This is a genomic window from Zhongshania antarctica (assembly GCF_014202945.1).
In the GTDB taxonomy this organism is placed as follows: domain Bacteria; phylum Pseudomonadota; class Gammaproteobacteria; order Pseudomonadales; family Spongiibacteraceae; genus Spongiibacter; species Spongiibacter antarcticus.
In genome coordinates, this window is the sequence record NZ_JACHHW010000001.1 from 337,553 (window position 1) to 355,125 (window position 17,573).

At 52.2% G+C, this 17,573-nt stretch carries 17 protein-coding genes; 3 read left to right on the plus strand and 14 right to left on the minus strand.

Translation table 11 applies throughout. The features are described from left to right. The first annotated feature begins 81 nt into the window (after nucleotides 1-81). Nucleotides 82-876 carry a putative porin gene (locus tag HNQ57_RS01525; RefSeq protein WP_184460855.1) on the plus strand — a complete coding sequence of 265 codons (795 nt, stop codon included), beginning with the start codon at nucleotides 82-84 and terminating at the stop codon, nucleotides 874-876. Between the two features lie 57 nt (nucleotides 877-933). Here HNQ57_RS01525 and hrpB read toward each other — a convergent pair whose 3' ends face one another. The 10 genes from hrpB to dapA form a co-directional block, all read right to left on the minus strand. After that, nucleotides 934-3,468 carry an ATP-dependent helicase HrpB gene (gene hrpB / locus HNQ57_RS01530; protein WP_184460856.1) on the minus strand — a complete coding sequence of 845 codons (2,535 nt, stop codon included), beginning with the start codon at nucleotides 3,466-3,468 and terminating at the stop codon, nucleotides 934-936. Nucleotides 3,469-3,578: 110 nt separating this feature from the next. Further along, nucleotides 3,579-4,292, minus strand: a complete 714-nt coding sequence (locus HNQ57_RS01535; RefSeq protein ID WP_184460857.1) for a pseudouridine synthase — start codon at nucleotides 4,290-4,292, stop codon at nucleotides 3,579-3,581. A 12-nt stretch (nucleotides 4,293-4,304) separates the two neighbouring features. Continuing rightward, on the minus strand, nucleotides 4,305-4,850 hold the full coding sequence (locus tag HNQ57_RS01540; RefSeq protein ID WP_184460858.1) for a lipocalin family protein: 546 nt from the start codon (nucleotides 4,848-4,850) through the stop codon (nucleotides 4,305-4,307). Nucleotides 4,851-4,991: 141 nt separating this feature from the next. Further along, complete coding sequence (locus HNQ57_RS01545; protein WP_184461126.1) at nucleotides 4,992-5,207, minus strand: hypothetical protein; 216 nt, start codon at nucleotides 5,205-5,207, stop codon at nucleotides 4,992-4,994. A gap of 296 nt (nucleotides 5,208-5,503) precedes the next feature. Next, the gene (locus HNQ57_RS01550) at nucleotides 5,504-7,576 is read right to left on the minus strand and encodes a TonB-dependent receptor (RefSeq protein ID WP_184460859.1); all 2,073 of its coding nucleotides are present in this window, start codon (nucleotides 7,574-7,576) and stop codon (nucleotides 5,504-5,506) included. 194 nt (nucleotides 7,577-7,770) lie between these two features. After that, complete coding sequence (locus tag HNQ57_RS01555; RefSeq protein WP_184460860.1) at nucleotides 7,771-8,058, minus strand: hypothetical protein; 288 nt, start codon at nucleotides 8,056-8,058, stop codon at nucleotides 7,771-7,773. A gap of 86 nt (nucleotides 8,059-8,144) precedes the next feature. Next, the gene (gene purC, locus HNQ57_RS01560) at nucleotides 8,145-8,864 is read right to left on the minus strand and encodes a phosphoribosylaminoimidazolesuccinocarboxamide synthase (protein WP_184460861.1); all 720 of its coding nucleotides are present in this window, start codon (nucleotides 8,862-8,864) and stop codon (nucleotides 8,145-8,147) included. A gap of 25 nt (nucleotides 8,865-8,889) precedes the next feature. Further along, entirely contained in the window at nucleotides 8,890-9,648 is a 759-nt protein-coding gene (locus tag HNQ57_RS01565; protein ID WP_008249044.1) for an MBL fold metallo-hydrolase, read from the minus strand. Further along, entirely contained in the window at nucleotides 9,648-10,694 is a 1,047-nt protein-coding gene (gene bamC / locus HNQ57_RS01570; protein ID WP_184460862.1) for an outer membrane protein assembly factor BamC, read from the minus strand. Before bamC ends, HNQ57_RS01565 begins: the two co-directional genes overlap by 1 nt. Continuing rightward, nucleotides 10,695-11,573 (minus strand): 4-hydroxy-tetrahydrodipicolinate synthase, encoded by an 879-nt coding sequence (gene dapA, locus HNQ57_RS01575; protein ID WP_184460863.1) that lies wholly within the window; start codon nucleotides 11,571-11,573, stop codon nucleotides 10,695-10,697. It abuts the gene before it with no gap. Nucleotides 11,574-11,763: 190 nt separating this feature from the next. Here dapA and HNQ57_RS01580 point away from each other — a divergent pair, with 190 nt between their 5' ends. After that, a complete protein-coding gene (locus tag HNQ57_RS01580) occupies nucleotides 11,764-12,249 on the plus strand; it encodes a DUF3806 domain-containing protein (RefSeq protein WP_184460864.1) in 486 nt (161 codons plus the stop codon). A gap of 7 nt (nucleotides 12,250-12,256) precedes the next feature. Here HNQ57_RS01580 and HNQ57_RS01585 read toward each other — a convergent pair whose 3' ends face one another. Continuing rightward, the gene (locus tag HNQ57_RS01585) at nucleotides 12,257-13,144 is read right to left on the minus strand and encodes an AEC family transporter (protein ID WP_184460865.1); all 888 of its coding nucleotides are present in this window, start codon (nucleotides 13,142-13,144) and stop codon (nucleotides 12,257-12,259) included. 145 nt (nucleotides 13,145-13,289) lie between these two features. Here HNQ57_RS01585 and HNQ57_RS01590 point away from each other — a divergent pair, with 145 nt between their 5' ends. Then, the gene (locus tag HNQ57_RS01590) at nucleotides 13,290-13,505 is read left to right on the plus strand and encodes a TIGR02450 family Trp-rich protein (protein ID WP_184460866.1); all 216 of its coding nucleotides are present in this window, start codon (nucleotides 13,290-13,292) and stop codon (nucleotides 13,503-13,505) included. Nucleotides 13,506-13,521: 16 nt separating this feature from the next. Here the strand turns inward: HNQ57_RS01590 and HNQ57_RS01595 are convergent, their stop codons facing one another. From HNQ57_RS01595 to cofC, 3 genes are read right to left on the minus strand one after another with little or no spacing between them, the layout of a single operon-like run. Further along, nucleotides 13,522-14,283, minus strand: coding sequence for an SDR family oxidoreductase (locus HNQ57_RS01595; RefSeq protein ID WP_184460867.1), 762 nt, complete (start codon nucleotides 14,281-14,283; stop codon nucleotides 13,522-13,524). A gap of 59 nt (nucleotides 14,284-14,342) precedes the next feature. Further along, nucleotides 14,343-16,805 (minus strand): 5-amino-6-(D-ribitylamino)uracil--L-tyrosine 4-hydroxyphenyl transferase CofH, encoded by a 2,463-nt coding sequence (gene cofH, locus HNQ57_RS01600; protein ID WP_184460868.1) that lies wholly within the window; start codon nucleotides 16,803-16,805, stop codon nucleotides 14,343-14,345. After that, the gene (gene cofC / locus HNQ57_RS01605; RefSeq protein WP_184460869.1) at nucleotides 16,802-17,563 is read right to left on the minus strand and encodes a 2-phospho-L-lactate guanylyltransferase; all 762 of its coding nucleotides are present in this window, start codon (nucleotides 17,561-17,563) and stop codon (nucleotides 16,802-16,804) included. Before cofC ends, cofH begins: the two co-directional genes overlap by 4 nt. Nucleotides 17,564-17,573 lie beyond the last annotated feature (10 nt).

The following is a 17,573-nucleotide window of genomic DNA, read 5'->3' on the forward strand; positions in this document are numbered from 1 at the left end:
AAAATGTCACACAATCATAAAGAGCCTGTCATTAGCCAAGACTATATTGGCTGACAACTGTTCATAACGGGGATGTAAAAAATGAAAAAGACTCTATTAGCCAGCGCCATTGCGATTGTGGCAACCAGCCATGCCTATGCCGACTATCAATTTGAGCTTGGCGCTGTTTATGCTCAAGGAGAAGTTGCCGACACCGACTACGACGGTTTTGGTATCGGTGGTGAATTTCATTTCGACAAAGTAGATACCAGCAAAGGCCCGCTGGCCGAAGCCAGTTTTCTCGACAAATCCTCTTCCCTAAGCTTTATCTTTGTGAGCCTAGAGCCCGATGTCGCAAACGCTGACGAAGAAGAAACGACTAATATCGGCGGCCGCTTTGTTACCGCAACCAACATCATTATCGAAGCCGACTGGACAACAGAAGACGATGGTAATTCAGACACCGACACGATCCGCGTTGGTGTGGGTACCTACTTAAATGACAATACAGATGTCGTTGTAAGCTACACCACTGAAGATGACAACAACGCCGACGTAGATTACCTCGACGTTACCTTCCACGGTGTAAACCCGCTGAACCAAAGCGCGTCAGTTGCTTTTGACGTGGCGGTTGGCTATATCGACACTGACGACGACAGCGGCTACCAAATTGCGGTAGGTGGTACTTATTACTTCAACACCATGTTCGGTATTGGATTGAACGCAGGCATTACTGACGTCGGTGATGTATCTAGCGACACAGTTGGTATTGATGCGAGCTTCTTCCCTAGTGAACAAGTTGAGCTTACCCTGTCGATCTTTGACTCAAGCACCGAGTTTAATAATATTGACGTGGATTCAGACGGCATCATGTTTGGCGCCGCTATGCGCTTCTAAATTAAAATCACTTGTCACTACCCTTAAAACCGCCGCTAAACCGGCGGTTTTTTTATATCAGGTCCCGCGCGGTTTAAGTCGCGCAGTGGGCAGGCTTTCTAAAGGATTTTCTGGCCAGGGGTGCTTGGGATACCGGCCCTTCATTTCTTTTTTTACATCGTGATAACTGCCCTGCCAAAAGCCCGCCAAATCTTGCGTTACTTGTAGGGGGCGCCGCGCTGGCGACAGCAGATGCAAGAGCAAGGGCTGACGTCCATTGCCCACGGCGGGGTTCACCGTGCAACCGAACATTTCTTGCAGTTTTACCGCCAGTACCGGCGGCGTTTGGCTGTAATCAATTTTGATATGTGAACCCGATGGCACCGCAAAGCGCTCGGGAAACAACGCATCCAAGGCTTGGCGTTGGGGCCAGTCTAGGCTTGCAGCGAGAATATCGCCCAAATTTAAACGCTTAAAATCGTGCAATGAATTGACGCCATCCAAATACGGTGCCAGCCATTCTGCAAGCGTATTCATTAGCGCTTCATCACTTAAGTCGGGCCAGTTGCCGGGCTGACAATCCAATTTAGCGGCCAGCATTAGCCTCGCCCGCCATTGGACTAGTGACTCCGGCCAATCAAATACCGACAAACCCCGGCGCTGTACGAAAGCAAGCAAGGCGGTAATCTTTTGCTCGGCAGAAATCGTATTCAAAATCTGCCGCCGCCATACCAAGCTACCAACGAGGTCACTACGTTCGGCAATAAAGCGGCCTTTGTCGTCGTTCCAATCCGCTTGCTCTAACGTTTTTACCTGGTTCGCCAACAGCCCGCCAAAATGCGCAGGATTCAGCGGCGACGCGAGTTGAATAAAATCGCTACGCGCGCCCGCCGTGCCCCCCAAGCTCGCCACGACCAACCAAGGCGACGCATTCAAGGCATCGGCCTCGTTCAAGCTCGCGGCGCGACCATTGCTCAGCACATAATCGCGGCCACGCTCGCGACGCTGTTTGGCAATACGATCTGGATAGGCATAAGCCAGTAATACGCCAGCATCAATATCCGTAGCACTGCCCTTGATGTCGGCACTTTGCGCTAAGATTCGCATGTATTGCTGCTGTTGTTTTTTCAGGCGAGCAACAATACCTTGTTGCTGACGATCCGCACGCTGCTCCCCAAGTAGCACGGCAAGCCGTGATTGAATGTCGGCACTGTCGCGGGGGCCAAAATCTCGCTCACTGAGCAGCGCAGCAATTGCACAGGCTAGCGGCGCGGCACCAAATTCACCGCCCTTTAACAACATATGTGCTAAACGAGGGTGTACCGGCAAGCTCGCCATCGCTTCGCCATGCGCGGTGATTTGCAGGCGATTATCATCGCGACACAGCGCGCCTAGGGCCAACAGTAAATCCAGCGCCTGCTGAAAAGCCGCGTCTGGCGGCGAGTCTAACCACATTAATTGACCCGGGTCAGTAACACCCCAACGCAGTAGCTGCAGCGCAAAGGCGCTTAGATCCGCCTGTAAAATTTCTGGCTCATTGTAAGCCGCCAGTTCGGCTTGCTGCGACTCACTCCACAAGCGGTAACACACGCCCTCACTTAAACGGCCCGCCCGCCCAGCGCGTTGCTGAGACGATGCCTTGGACAAACGTTTGGTGGTGAGGCGAGTCATACCCGTGCGCGGATCAAAGGCGGGCAGCCGCGCTAAGCCGCTGTCCACCACCACGCGTATGCCCTCAATGGTCAAACTACTCTCGGCAATGCTAGTTGCCAACACCACTTTGCGCTGGCCTAGCGGCGCTGGTGCGATCGCCAAGCGCTGCTCAAGCAGACTTAAATCACCATACAGCGGCGCAATAATCACATCTTTAGCAACGCTATTTGCCAAGCTCATCGCACAGCGGCGAATCTCGCCCTGCCCCGGCAAAAAGACAAGGATACTGCCCGTCTCGTCTCGCAAGGCGTCTTGCACAACCGCGCAAACACGGTCAACAGTGTTTTGCTCATGACGGTAGGCATTGCCATAGCGCAGACTCACCGGATACTGGCGTCCCTCGCTGCGTAACACCGTGGCCTGAGCCGCATCATCGCGATTAAATAAATCGGCAATACGCTGGCCATCCAGTGTCGCTGACATCAATAGCACTTTAAGTGGCGCGTCCCGCAGCTCGCCAAACAAGCTTCGCCCCTCAAGGGTGAGCGCGAGCCCCAAATCTGCGTCAAGACTGCGCTCGTGGAATTCGTCAAAAATAACGAGGCCGATACCCGCCAATGAGGGGTCGTCGTGCAACATCCGTGTCAGCACGCCCTCAGTGACCACTTCAATACGCGTTTGCTTGCTTACTGCGCTGTCCATTCGCATGCGGTAGCCGACGGTTTGCCCCGCTGTTTCTCCGATCACCTCGGCCATGCGTTCAGCGGCGGCTCGCGCGGCAATACGGCGGGGCTCCAGCATTAAAATACGCTGTCCCGCCAACCACGGCTCATCTAGCAAAGCCAAGGGCACCCGCGTGGTTTTACCGGCGCCGGGCGGTGCTTCCAGAACCAATTCGTGGCGATTTGCCAGGGCTAGACGAATATCGGGGATTAAGCATTCGATGGGTAGGTCAGCCATGTGCGGCTTAGACTCCAAGCTGGAATTACAGGTTTTTCTGGATTGGCAGTATAAAGCAGTTTGCCACGATTGACGGATGGTGGGAGACGCAAATAAAAAAGCTTCGGCTTCTAGCACCCCGCCAACTTAGCGACCTCAGTTTGGCTTAGATCTCGACTCTCGCCGGGCGCCAAACTCACATCCAAATCTAGACTACCAATGCGGTGGCGATGCAGTGTTAAAACCTCATTTTGAAAACGACCAAACATGCGTTTGATTTGATGATAGCGGCCTTCGCATAAGCTGACCTCCGCCACATAGTCAGACACAATCGATAACTGCGCGGGGCGAGTGGTGATGTCCTCATACTCAAAATACATACCCGCCGCAAAGGCCGCCACATAATCAGTGTTTAAGGGCTGGGCAACCGTCACGGTATATACCTTTGCTATTTGACGCTCCGGCAAGCTTAGCTGCCTAGACCAGTCTCCATCATTACTCAACAACAGCAAGCCCGTGGAATTGAAGTCTAGACGGCCGGCAATATGCAGTTGCTCCCGGTCATCACGCTGCAGGATATCAATAACGGTAGTATGTTCTGCATCTTTTGTCGCGCTGACCACCGCTGCGGGCTTATTGAGCATGACATACAAAGCTTGCTGCGCTTGGAGGCTACGACCGTCGAAAGTAACATGGGAAAACTGGTCAATTTGCTGCGCAATATCCCTCGCCACATGGCCGTCTACCAGCACTCTTCCCTGCGCGAGAATCGACCTAACATCGCCGCGTTTAATACCAACCTGGCGGCTAATAAAGCGGTCTAGTCTTGACTTAGAGGAGGACAAATGACGACCGGTTTAGTTTTCTTCAATTGATTTTGGGTGCTTTACATAAAGTAAGCTGCCAGTGTCAAAACCCAGTGATCGCGCTTGATTCACAAAGCGACTAATCACCTCGTCACTCACCACCGGCGTTCTGGCCAAGAGCCAGAGATAGGATTTGTTATAACCGCTAACAAACGCCGTTTCATAACGCGCTTTGTCTGCAGCAAGCCCGAGATCAAAGACCACATACGATGAGTAGAACGGGCCAAAAAATGATACTTTTAAATGAGCTGTCGATTCATCATCAATAAAGTAGGCCCGACCTTCTGCCTCACGCCATTCGCCATCCGCTGCCGAATAGCCACGATTAACAACGCGAATGCCGCCATCATCGCGCAAACTATAGTCCGCCGTCACCTGACTCAAGCCGGCCTCAAAGCGCTGATCTAAACGGGCTATTTCATACCATTTACCGAGATATTTGTCTTTATCAAAGTCGTACACCGGCGTCACGCCACTCGGCAATTTTGTGCAAGCCGCCAATAAAACCAATACAGCTAGGCAAATAAATTTAGGCATACTCCCCCCCATCAACGCTATGTCCGAGGCACAGAATATCACAGAAAAAAAATCGGGCGGTGCTTTGCGCAATTACGCCCTAACACAGCCCGATTAGCAGCGCGATGCAATGCGCTGCGACGTCAAATAGGCGACCTACAATTAGCTGTGGTCGTCTATTTCGTCTTGCACTTCTTCGACACCTTCGTTGTAAGCATCTTTGGTGTCTTCAACACCCTGATCGATACTTTCGCCCGCTTTCTCAGCAGGTCCCTTTTCACAAGCGCTAATCGCGAACATTGCGCTGGCCACAATAAAAAAGGCAACCAAAAGTTTGCTGCTTTGCGTCGATTTTAAATTTTCAAGTAATGCTTTCATGTTTGATACTCTCCATGAGTAGATTCAGTTTTAGGGATTTTCGTACTGAAAAAACTTACTTTTACTGAAATAAATATCACCTTATACGATTTTTTTCAGCCTGACATTCAACCTAGCAGGTCCCTATAAAGTAAGTTTGAAATACAACACGCGATCACAAAATAGCTCGCCTAGAAATGTCTGCATTCGGAGTTTATGACCGCGCCACCCAGCGCTATGTTCCTGAGATAGGCCATTTTTTTCCGCAATCCGCATTAATACCAACACGCCTTATCGAATAAAATGGCCATTCATCCTCAGTTATCGCCAAACCGCATCTGCAAGGCCAGCTCAATGCCACGGCCTGCTTCGGGGGCGTAATCGCGAATAAATGAGCTCGCACTGCGAATGTCGTCGTCACCTAAATTCCGGCCTTTAAGCATTATCGTGTATTGCACGTCGGCAAGATCAAAGGCCCGCGACACGGTCATATCAATGCGTTTATAGCTCGCTGTAGGCAGCTCATTGGCCCCTGGCTTGGTCTGCGCTTGAGCGTAAACCACACTTAAATCAGCCTGCCAGTTCTGTGCTTGCCAATTAAGGCGCACACCGTCATGTCCGGGCGGCAGACGAGGGGCGCTATCGCCGTTATCCAACTCACCTTTTATACGATCACCAAATAAGCTCAGGCTATAAGTCTGATTAGCACTACGGTAAAACGACCAATCAAGCTCATACTCAAGCCCTTGAAAGGTTGCATCTTGTTGCCGGTACGCGAGGACGTCTACGCCATCCACCTCGTTGCCCGTATTTTCTAAATAAATAAAATCATTAAATTGATTCGAAAATACGGCGATTTTAGCGCTGACCATCTCATACTCAGCGCGCAAGCTCAGGTCAATATTCTGCGCCTCTTCGCTGTCCAATTGCTCATCACCAAGTTCAATCGCGCCAGTGGCACCATGCACAACGTAGCTGCCGGCGGCATTGCCGATATTTGAAAAACGCTCCTCTGCTGTCGGCGCCCGACGAGAGCTAGAAAGCGATAATGACGCCGTCCAGCTATCATTCAACTCATATAAGCCCGCAAGTGAAGCGCTGATGCTATCGGTATTGTGGTCTTTTATACTGTTCTGGTCTGCAGAAAGGCGATCCATATCCGCACGCAAGCCCGCCTCAAGCGACCAATTTTTAGCGTGATAGTCCTCTAGCCAAAATAAGCCCAGCTGGCGAGTGGTGTTTGCGGGTACAAAGGACTCTTCGCCGAGCGCCGAGAAATCAGCCTCCAACCACTGCGCACCAAATACACCATGCCAGTCACCACCCCAATAGCTAAACGTCTGATGCGCCAATTCCAGCCGTCCCGTCCACGCTTCTTTATTGAATGTAGTGCCAACGTCGCCGCTGGCTTCTATCTCCTGGTGTTGATAATCGCTATACGCCAGCCGCCAGCGCAGTAGTTCCAAAAAGCCATCAAAATGTTGATCACCGGCAAGATCCCAGCGCTTTTGACTTACCGCGAGATTGACACCCTCTTCAGCCTCTTCGTCTACTACTGCGCCCACGCCGTTTTCCTCATCATGGTGATGATACACGCCAGCGGGAATACCATAGACATTGTCTAGCTCGCTATAACTTAGCCCAAAGTAGCCATCTTCAAAATGGTAGGCACTGCCTAATGTCGTGCGACGGGTGCGACCGTCGGCATTGGCAATAAAGCCCTCACTGCTTTCGTCGGTGTCCTCGATATTACGTGAATTAACCGCTAAACCCGGAATCTCTGGGTAGCCCCAGTCGCGATACAGCGAGTCAATATGCACCGCCCAGTTGCCATCACCAGCATCGACCCGAAACATCCCACTGCGACCGTCATCGACACTGCTGTGACGCAGCTCTGCCGCGCCGTTCACACCCTCAATCGCCTTGCTGGGCACTCGGCCATCCAAGACATTAATGACCCCACCAATTGCACCACCGCCATACAGCAAGGTCGCTGGGCCGCGCAGAATTTCAATACTCTCGGCCAATATTGGTTCGACGGATACAGCATGATCGGCGCTATTGGACGACACGTCTAAGCTTGGCAAACTATTTTGCAGCACCTGCACTCGCGGCCCCTGCTGGCCCCGAATAACCGGCTGCCCTACTGCAGGCCCAAAGCTGGCACTGCTCAATCCCGGCGAATGATTTAGGGTTTCGCCAATCGTCGCTGCCGCCTGACGGCGCAACTCCTCGCCACTTAGCACAGTTAAAGGCAAGGCGGTCTGCGCTTCGTTTTTATGAATAGAGGTGGTCACCAAGACATGTTCCATATGGCGATTATCTTCTGCCAATATGTTTAGTGGCTGGACACAGACGCCCGCCAGAGCAATTTTCATTTTCCAGTTCATTGTGTGTTCCTAAGTACCTAAGGTCTTAAATGGCTATTTGCACAAGACTCAACAGCCTTACCCTGCAACATAGCGCCGCAAATTGTTCTGCAGAAAACATCCAACTTAAAACCGCCGCAACGACACGGGCACACCGCGCTGATTTTCAAGCGCAAGCGGCTTATGGTCCAAGCTAATGTTTCGCGTGATGCGATTTAGACAAAAAATACCGGAGGTGCACGTGCGGGCGGACGCAGCACGATGCTTGCGCGAAAAACGCTGGGTAGCGCCAAGTCATGAGGGCTTGGCAGAGCCGCGGGAATATAGAGGCTAAAGGAGTCACTAGTAGCCGCAGCGCCACTGTAATGACAAACCGCACACTCACTGAGTGGGCTGTGCTCAGCCACATGAATATGATTACCTTGCAGCCATAGCGACCAACTGAGGCACAGTAATAACAGTGCCGCCAGTGATAGGCGTTTATGCTGAAGACTAAGTTTCATGGAGGCCAGGCAATACTGCGTTAACAAGCGAGTGGCTATGCTAACGCAGTGCGGTGAGATTGAGCAAGGATTTGCGCGCTGACGATTTACGCGTCGAAATCGATACCCAAACGGCGACCAACTAACTCGTAGGATTCAACCACATTACCAAGGCCTTGGCGGAAGCGATCTTTGTCGAGTTTCTCGCGAGTGTCTTTGTCCCATAAGCGGCAGCCGTCTGGCGAGAATTCGTCGCCAAGATGGATTTCGCCATCGCTGAACACACCAAACTCCAGCTTGTAGTCAACCAGTAGCATACCAGCGTCGGCAAACATCTTTTGCAGTACGTCGTTAACTTTAAAGGTTAATTCCTTCATGCGATCGAGCTGAGCGTCGTTTGCCCAGCCAAATGAGCGAATATGGTATTCGTTGATCATAGGGTCATGTAGGGCATCGTTCTTCAAGAACATTTCAAAAGTTGGCGGATTGAGTTCCAGACCTTCTTCTACACCCAAACGCTTCACAATAGAGCCAGCAGCGATATTGCGTACAACACACTCTATGGGCAACATATCCAATTTTTTAACCAGCGCGTCATTATCTGACAGCAGCTTTTCAAAATGGGTTGGAATACCAGCCGCCTGCAAGGCGTTCATAATGAAGGCATTGAACTTATTGTTCACCATGCCTTTGCGATCCAGCTGCTCTACCCGCAGACCATCGAAGGCCGAGGTATCATTTCTGAAATTGAGGATATAACGGTCTGGATCATCAGTTTTGAATACTGACTTTGCCTTACCGGAATACAACTCTTCGCGTTTTTCCATGGTTTGCCTCATTAGCACAAAAAGATCACGCTATATCCAGCCAGTCGAAACCAGCCTCTTGGTCGGCAGACAGCAGCGCGTCACTGTTTACCAACATCGGTTCAATCGCCATTCTCGCCAGCGCGGGCGTGTTGTTCTTTTCACTCAGGTGGGCAATGACCACGTGTTGAAGCCGGGCAACCTCGGCGTCTTCTAGCAAACTCGCGGCCTGCTGATTGTTCAAATGGCCCCAATCACCGCCAACCCGCTGCTTTAAGGAATAGGGATAAGGACCATTGGCCAACATAGTCACGTCGTGGTTACACTCAAGTAAAAGCGCATCACAGCGTTGATAGTGCTCTCTAACGACGGGCGTAATACTACCTAAATCCGTGAGCAGCCCAAACGTTTTTTTTCGGTAACTGAACACAAATTGACAGGGTTCACGAGCATCGTGGGGAACCGCAACAGGCATCACTGAGATTCCACCAATGTCGATTGCCGCGCCCAACTCCAAATGCCGCCAGTGGTGCGAAAGCCGCAACTGGCCATGCTCACCCGTGCCGTAACTGCAATACACCGGCACCTTGTATTTACGCGCCAGCGGCAACACCCCTTTGATGTGGTCGCTGTGTTCATGCGTAACGAGAATAGCGGTCAAGTCACTTGGCGCGCGCCCCAGCCTCGCCATACGCCGCTCGGTTTCCTTAATGCTGAAACCGCAATCGATCAGGATACAGCTTTGCTCGGTTTCAAGCAGGGTAGCGTTTCCTTTACTGCCACTACCCAGAGATGCGAAGCGCACTAATACATATACCCCATAATACGCTTAAGGAGATTTTCGCGTTCGGTTTCCCGCAGACGGCGACCTTTTTGGTAATTCAGGAAAATCAGCGATTCAGCCTTATCGTCGCCCACAGGGCGCAATTCCACTACGTAGCGACTCAAATTTGGGCGGCGGGCACTGAAAATTCGCGAAAACCAACCCATCTCCTCTGCATCAGGATCAAGATAGGTGAGCCAGTATTTATTCACTTCGCGACGATCATCTTCTATCTCAAAACCGGCTTTAACCAACGCTAAACCCAGAGCAGCCCACGCGCGATCTTCTGGTAAGAGAAGGCGTAAATAGCGGCCGTCAGCGCCGTCTTCGGCGCCCTCTAGAAAAATCTTACCCTTGCCATCGCTACGCTGAGCCAGCATCGACACTGACGCGTCGGCCTCGCTATCGGCTAAATACTGGGCGACAACCCGCACCATCTGCGACTCACGTTCTAGCGAGTCGGACGCCACCGGCCAAGCATCACCGCCGTTGATCTGGGTGAGTATATGAATTTCACTGGTGCCTTTTTGCACACCTTGATCTAGACGGAAACGAAAACGCTCACGCGTGCTGCCGTCACCGTTCGGATCACGCCACTCGGTTTCTATTATTGCAGTAGCGCCATCGGCACGCGCCACTTTCAATCCAGCACGACCAAGGAATACCCGCATCCGCGGCCAAACTTGATTTGGATCTCCGTCCAGCAATATCCAGCTCTTACCTTCTAAAGTTTGAATTTTAACTTCAGCAGTACCCACATTTTTAGTAAGTGGTTCAGGGCGTGGTAAATCAAATTTACCCGGCAATACCGTGTGGGTTTGCAAACCAGGCACGACATACTTATCGTCCAGCGAGGCTGAACTGATTTCGGCTGGCAATTCCAGTGGTGCACTTAATTTTGCCTGACGGTAGTCGTCTCCGCGATCACGAAATGCGCCATTATCGCCAAACATACAGCCGGACAATACCACCAGCCCGAGACTCGCTGTCATCAATCGAAATACGGTGCTGTGCATAGTTTCGCTCATTTAGTCTAATAATCCCGATTGTTTCAGGGCTTCTGCCACTTGGGGTCTAGCGGCTTCGCTAAGCAGTGTTAAGGGTAAACGAATACCGTCTTCCATCAGGCCCATCGCAAGCATGGCCCACTTCACCGGAATTGGGTTTGACTCCACAAACAGGCGTTCATGTAAAATTTGCAGGGGTGCGTCCGCCAGTTCTGCCGCCGTTTTGTCGCCAGCCATGGCCGCCACACAAACCGCTTTTACCGCTGCCGGCGCAATATTAGCAGTAACGGAAATATTGCCTTTACCGCCAAGGAGCATTAGTTCTGCCGCCGTCGCATCGTCGCCAGAAAAGACACTGAGCTTGTCGCCAACGGCATCGATAAGCGCTTTACCCCGCGCCATATCACCCGTCGCATCTTTTATCGCAATAATATTTGGGTGCTCAGCCAAACGGATAGTCGTGTCATTAGCCATATCACAGGCGGTACGACCTGGCACATTGTAGAGAATTTGGGGAATGGCCACCGCATTGGCTATCGCCATATAGTGCTGATAGAGGCCTTCTTGGGTCGGCTTATTGTAATAAGGCGTCACCAATAAGCAGGCATCTGCGCCCACTTCGCGGGCAACCTCGGTCAGTTCAATGGCCTCAGCCGTCGAGTTGGCGCCAGTACCGGCAATCACTTTCATCCGCCCAGCCACTTGGTCAACACAGGCTTTAATCACCATTTTGTGCTCGTCCATGGCCAGTGTTGCAGACTCGCCGGTAGTGCCGACTGCCACTATACCGTCAGTGCCCTGCTCGACATGCCAGTCGATTAAGCGTGCCAAGGCCTGCCAGTCTATGCTGCCATCGCTGTGCATCGGTGTTACTAGGGCGACAATGCTACCCGAAATCATGCCTGTATCTCCAAAAATGGTGCAAGCCGCCAATGGTACTGGCCTGTGCCACGCAGCTCAAGGGACAAATCACTGTAAGGCAGCGGAATCTCGAACGAATCCGTGCAAACATGGTCTATAACATATGTCTTGATGGCGTTAAGACCTATAATGCACCGCGTTTTGCCCATGTGAGACAGGAGAAAAGCCAATGCGTTTCCTAGTAATAGTATTTCTGTTTATTTTGGCGCCTATGAGTATTGCCGACCCGTGGCGCACCGACCCGATCACACCCATGGACGAGCGTTACATGGACAACAGCCGCAAGGAACTCAACGACCTTGCCCGAATTGAACTGGGCCGCAGCTTTGGCCAAGGCCGCGACAGCGACCTAAGACTGATACAAACCCTGCTTGACCGCAAACTCATCAGGGGCGACCAAACCTCACTACTGCAGGCCATGGGCATAGTGTTAGGCGATCATCTGCGCAAAGAACACAATTTAAAGTGGGTGATATATATTGATCGTGTCGGCCGCAGTCGCGCGCTAGAAGTTCCTTTTAAAGACGAGGCCATATTTCCCGTCACCCAAATTTCTAGTCGCGCTGCGGTGGGCGCCGATATTGACGTTAAGGCAATTTACGAACGTTTAGAGCGCGAAATTGTCCGCGCCAAAAAGAAGATTATTGTCCGTTAAATCGCGTTCAGTGCACACCGAGAAAATAGAGTAAAACGGGGATGCTGACAAAGCTGATCAGTGTTGAGCTAACCACCATCCCCGCCACGGTATCTGGCTCACGCCGATACTGCATCGCTAGCAAATAATTAAACACCGCTGCCGGTGTTGCCGATTGCAGCAATATCACATTGCGCAACATACCCTCTAGCTCCAAGACGTATACCGTCACCACGCCGCCACCCAAGCCAACCAGCAGCCGTAAACACCCCAGGCCCAGCGACTTTCCGGCCCCCTGCAGACGCAAGCTGCTCAAGGAAACCCCAAGGGTGATTAACATCAAGGGTATCGACATGCCACCCAGTAAACTCAAGCTATTTTGTATCGACAGCGGCAAGGTCCAGTGATTAAAAATCAAAATGCAGGCAAGTGCCCCGGCGTAGATAATCGGCGAGCTGAGCATACCCTTCACCATTGCCTTGCCGCTGAGTACAGCAACGCCAAACGAGAAGTGCGAAATGGTGGTCACCAAAAAAATCCCTAAACCAATGGCCAAACCTTCTTCACCAAAGGCAAACAAACACAACGGCAGCCCCATATTGCCGAAATTACCAAAGATCAGGGGGATCAAGAAATCGCGCACATTCAGCCGGAAAAACACGCACACAGCGGCGGCAAACGCGGCGCTAAAACCCAGCATGCAAAAACTGGCGAGCAAGACCTGCTGCAGCAACTCGGCCGAAATAGCGGTTTTACTAAGCGTACCGACTATCAGGGCTGGCGCGCCAATCCACAGCACAATTCGACGCACAAATTCGTGGTCGAAGGGCTGTTTAAAGCGCACCCAAAACACACCAATGGCAGCACAGAATATCACCGGCAGAACAACCGGCACTAAAGGCGAGATTAAGGACATGGGTTTCCGACGAGAGGTGCAGTTTGTGTGGCTAAGGAAAAGGCATTATCACGGGATATAGCGCAAATTCCAAGGAGCTGCAACGCATCCATTCCTCGTCTTACAACGTAAACACCACTACGTCACGATTGCCTAGGTTCTCAAAATGAATGCTGTTAACCCCAAGAAACTGCTCAATAGTAAATGGACCGCCGTTAGCCCCCAAAATAAGGAGAAACATTTTGTTATTACCGAAGTCGAGTTCGATGAATACCAAACCCTATACCACTGCATGATCGAAGCGGTAATGAGCAAACGCAGCTACACTTTACAGTGGCGAGAACTACGTGATGCCAACCAGTGGCTCTGTGGGTGGCAGTAAACCCACTTTCCTATGTTTAAAATTGGTCTGGACGCAACATGGCGTCGTGACCGCCATCAACGAATACGATGGCGCCAGACATAAAACTGGCTTTATCACTGAGTAAAAAGCACACCACCTCCGCTATTTGATCTGGCTGGCCAATGGCACCCAGGGGTACGCTGTCGCCAAAATCCCTCATAACCTGCCCTAAATCCTTATCGGCTAGCACTTTGTCGCTCAGCGGTGTGTTGACAATACCCGGTGCTACCGCGTTGATCCGCACACCCTGACGCGCGTAATCTGGCGCGTTGCGACGCAACCAACAGCTCAACGCGTGTTTAGAACCCGCGTAGGCCGTGTGAGCATCTTTACTCGTGATCATCTCACCGGCGGCAGCTTCGTCATCAGCCAGCAATAATTTCACGTAGTCGTCGTGAGCGGTCATGACAGCGGAGTTAGATGAAATCATCACAATACTGCCCTTGCGCCGCACCAGTAAGTCTAAAACCCCTTCCGTGACCGCAACCGCAGCGAAATAATTCACCTGACTAATTAGCGACAGTGGCCGCACCGACGGGCCAAGCCCCGCACAGGGTATAAAGCCGTCTAAGCCCGCTGGAGCGAGCGCGCGGATTCCATCAATGGCCTTTTGCCGCCCCGACGCATCTGCGAGATCAACACAAACATCGCCCTCGTACAGATCGACCACAATAACCTCGTGGCCCAAAGCCCGAAGCTGCGTTTTTATAGCCGCACCAATTCCGGTGGCACCACCCGTTAGAGCATAAATTCCCATTATTTTTATTTTCCTTGGATGGATATGCCGCTGCGTCAAGCAGCGGTCGATTAAAGCTCTCAGCTCGTGGCGATAACATCCTCGGTGCTGATTTGCTTACTCCGCTCATATTTATGCGCTGGGGTGTTCACCACCTCGCTAAGTGGTGCGGCACTGCGTGAACGCAAATTCTGCTGCGGATCGGCTGAGCCGTACAAGGTATTACGCTGAAAGGCTTGCCGACCCGCACGCCGAATACGCCCTTCCATCAGTTCAGGCGCAGCCTCTTGACCGTGAACAGCACCTGCCGCACGAGTAATGGTTTCATTCATTAAGGTGCCGCCCAGGTCGTTTACACCGGCATTGAGCAATGCTTCGACCCCCTGCTCGCCCATTTTGACCCACGACGCCTGAATATTGTCGATCAAACCGTTAAACACCAAGCGCGCCACGGCGTGCATTAAAATAGCCTCGCGAAAACTCGGGCCGCGGCGAGCGCGCCCTTTCAGATAAATAGGTGCTTCTGGCGGCACAAAGGGCAGCGGCACAAACTCGGTAAAACCACCGGTTTTTTCTTGCAAGGTCCGCACCCGCAATAAATGCCGCGCCCACGACCGGTAGTTGTCTACATGGCCATACATAATCGTTGCCGTAGAACGCAGCCCAACTTTATGGGCTGCCGCCATGACGGCGAGCCACTGCTCGGTATTGATTTTATCTGGGCAGAGAACCGCTCTCACCTCGTCGTCTAAAACCTCTGCAGCCGTACCTGGCAAAGTGTGTAAACCAGCCTCTTTAAGCTGCCTGAGATACGTCTCGAGATCCAAGCCCAAAGTCTCCGCACCCTGCCAAACCTCTAAAGGCGAGAACGCGTGAATGTGCATATCGGGCGTCGCGGCGCGTAAAGTGGCAACAATATCTAGGTAGGTTTGCCCGGTGTATTCAGGGTGAATCCCGCCCTGCATACAAACTTCAGAAGCACCGCGTTGCCAAGCCTCTTTGGCCCGTCGGGCGATTTCTTCACCGGACAAATCATAGGGCCGACCCCGCAAATTTTCGCTCAATTTTCCCTTCGAAAAGGCGCAAAACTGGCATTTAAAATAGCAGACATTGGTGTAATTAATATTGCGAGTAACCACGTAGCTAACGCGATCACCGCAGCGCTGTTGGCGCAGGGTATTTGCGGCGCGGCACACCGCAGCAAAATCACTACCACGCGCCGTGAAAAGGCGAATAATATTGTCTTCACTCAACGCCTCGGCGCGCATGGCCGCCGCAAGGATGTTCTGTATGTCCGCCGAAACCGCCGGTGCCAGCTTACTGGCTTCACTGGCGAGCAGCGCCAGATCCACTGCAGGCGCTTCAAAGTCTTGCCCGGCCACCCAGTCATCTTCTTTCGGCAAGCCTTGGCCATCGCTATAGTGAAAAACCTTGGTGTGCAAGGCAGGATCAAGCCAGCGCGAGTAGTCCTGTACATAGCGCGGATAAATAGTTAAACGTTCATGCAGGTGCTTGCCCGCCGCCGCGGTTTCTCTTGCCAAAGTTTCTAGGTGCGGCCAAGGCGCCTCAGGGTTAACAAAATCGGGGGTTAAGGGCGACACGCCGCCCCAGTCATTTAAACCCGCCGCAACGAGCTGAGGCAATACGCCAGGGCTGAGGTTCGGCGGCGCCTGAATACTCATCTGCGAACCGAAAATAAGCCGTGCAACGGCAATCGTCCACAGCAGTTCATTTAAATCGGGCTCGGGCGCAGTGGCCATTTTGGTATTCGGTTTGGCGCGAAAGTTTTGAACAATCACTTCCTGCAAATGGCCGTAGCGGCGGTGTCGCGCGCGCAATGCCAGCAGTGATTCCACCCGCTCCAAACGAGTTTCACCAATACCAATCAAAATGCCTGAAGTGAACGGCACCGCCGCGCGCCCCGCCCGTTCAATTGTCGCCAAACGCAATTCGGGGTCTTTGTCAGGAGAGCCGTAATGCGGCATGCCTTTCTCGCAAAGGCGGGCCGATGCGGACTCCAACATAATGCCCATGGATGCCGACACGGGGCGCAACATGGCGATTTCTTCATCGCTCATGCAACCGGCATTAATATGGGGAAGTACATTGGTTTCGGTCAGGACTCTGCCGGCGACATGAGCGAGATATTCTAATGTGGTCGAAAAGCCCATTTGCGCGAGCGCTTCCCGCGCCGCGCGGTAGCGTAGTTCAGGCTTTTCACCCAAGGTAAACAGGGCTTCTTTGCAGCCCATGCTCTCAGCGACTTTCACTTGCGCTAGCACCTGCTCGACAGGCAAATACGCTTGTTCGATCTTTTTGGGCGTTTTCGCAAAAGTGCAGTAATGGCAAACATCGCGGCACAAATGTGTTAGTGGAATAAACACTTTACGCGAATAACTCACCCCATTATTAAAGCCGCGATCACGTAGCTGCGCGGCGGCCTGCATCAAGGCAGGGCTGTCGCTAAGCTCGGCTAGGCGCAAGGCATCTGCCTCACTTAATCCCTCCGCTGCCACTTCCGTTAAATAGCCCGTCGCTGTCATAAGGTATTCCACTCGGACAATGCCGATTCTGTATGGGCAATCAAGGCATCAACATTGGCTTCAGTGTTCATGGTATTAAGCCGTTGCGCGATGCCAGTGTCATGCAAAAATGTCAGGGTATGGGTGGCAACTCCAGTTCTAGGCAATGCCAACAAACGCAATAAATCCTCGCGCGTATCAATGTCTTGACCGATGCCGGGCAGTTGTAAGACCTGGGCGGGAATCCCTATTCGACGGGCTTCCTCGCGATGCAATGCACAGCTATCAGCACCATATGCGAGATTTAAGGGCCGCGCGGGGTCACACACTAAGATATTACTACCGCGCTGATGGCGATCGGTAACGATGCTCAAGCCGGAGTTACCTGCAGCGAGCAGCTGCTGGTGCTGACGAATTACCGTATCGAGTTCACTGTTACAGAGTAATGGTAAATCACCATGTACCACCATCACCGTATTTTGCTCGCCGACCGCAATAGACTGTATTTTCGCCAACGCGGCGGTAACCACCGCACTCAAGCCGCGCACCGCAAAACTGCGTTCAGACCAACACTCGACACGATAATGCTCCGCTAATAACTGCGCGGCGGGGTCATCTGAGACCAGCACCACTCGTTCAAAGTCGGGGTGGACCGACATCACCGTTAAAACGTCTTCGACCATCGCATGGAATAGGCCGCGTCGCTCAGATACCGTTAGGCTACCCGACAAGCGCTGTTTGGCCTGAACAAAATCTTTTAATGGCAGCAGTGCCCACATACATTTTTTC